At 37.4% G+C, this 1,301-nt stretch carries 2 protein-coding genes; both read left to right on the top strand.

What is annotated here, in order from left to right; translation table 11 throughout:
- Nucleotides 1-191 precede the first annotated feature (191 nt).
- Nucleotides 192-728, top strand: coding sequence for a hypothetical protein (locus BW972_RS19520; protein ID WP_076423353.1), 537 nt, complete (start codon nt 192-194; stop codon nt 726-728).
- 76 nt (nt 729-804) lie between these two features.
- Entirely contained in the window at nt 805-1,143 is a 339-nt protein-coding gene (locus BW972_RS19515) for a hypothetical protein (RefSeq protein WP_083674283.1), read from the top strand.
- The last annotated feature ends 158 nt before the right edge of the window (nt 1,144-1,301 follow it).

Here is a 1,301-nt window from a genome sequence, read left to right as displayed (position 1 = left end):
TAAAGCCGCCATTTAGAAGGAGAAAATAACCCAACGAGCAGCTTGTTTTTCCCTCAATAAAAATAGAAATTCCACACAGTAACTACAAAAAAAGGAAAAACAAGCACGGATAACTACCCGAAGAAGACATCAATCCCTACAAAACCAACAGGACGTCTCCTTCCAATGATTGTTAGCGGTTACTTCAAAGTATGAAGAAAATTTTCGAACAATACCATGAAAAATTCTCAATAGAGATTAACCAACCTAAGTCTAAGGTAATGGAGACTATCGCACGAGAAAAAGGAAAGAAAAGAGACTTAGCAAGCATACTTGGTATTGGCCTTATCGACTACAAAGAAGTGAAGCTTACCAGTGAAAATTCAGTGGAGATAGAAGTAAATCCTAAGATGTTCAATCCTTATAGAGGCGCAGGCAAAATAAACATCACATTCAATGAAGGAGAGAGTGGTTCAGAGACAACAGCGGAAGGTGAAATGATTCCTTATACTGGAGCTTATTTCCTTGCTATCTCCATATTTTTAAGTTTTCTCGTGTTTTTGACTTTGTTTGCTCTTGTTACTGATAGTGGCACTTTGGGTGTGGTTATAGTGGTCGGTGGGTGGTTTGTAATTCTAACATTCTTGTATCTACTCCCATTCTGGTACAGACGCAAACTAAGGGAGTACAGAGATTCGTTTATGACTGACCTAAAAGCAAATAGAAATAAGAAGAAAAGCATCCGCTAACCCTGCACATAAACCAAGCTGCGGCTGCGCCTTGCCCGTTTTATGTACCAGACCGTTGGGTGTAATTTAAAACATAATGAATCAAGACTTCGATTTCTTTAAAACAACTATGCCTGAAACTCGCAAGGCAGATTATTATTTAGGATGTCTTGATGGTTCTGTTTTTATAGATTTTAATCGAACTAAGGATAACCGTATTTATTTAGTAAGAATTTCTTTTGATGGATATGGGTGTTGCAATCTTGAAGAGCGAGCCAAAGGTTTAAATCCTGAAGATTCTAAAAGATTTGTAGAAGAGATTGAAAAGAAAGATTTGAATCAGAAAGCAATAGAAGTATTAGTCAAGAAAGCAGTGGAGATGAATAAAGAACTTATTTGGGCTGATGCGATAGTAGAATACGGTCTGATAGAGTAAAAATAAGAAAACCTTCACCCAACAACACCTATACGGCAGCTATGCAGCCGCATAGCCAAGAACGTTAGCCAAAATGAAAGTTATAGAATGAAGGGACTTACTTTATCAATACTTACCATTTTAACAGTTCTTTACTGCCTTCGCTTCGGGTATATCTG

Origin of the sequence: Pontibacter lucknowensis (assembly GCF_900156415.1) — a bacterium.
Lineage (GTDB): Bacteria > Bacteroidota > Bacteroidia > Cytophagales > Hymenobacteraceae > Pontibacter > Pontibacter lucknowensis.
Note: the sequence above shows the minus strand (reverse complement) of the source record. Positions and strands in the feature narration are given on the sequence as shown.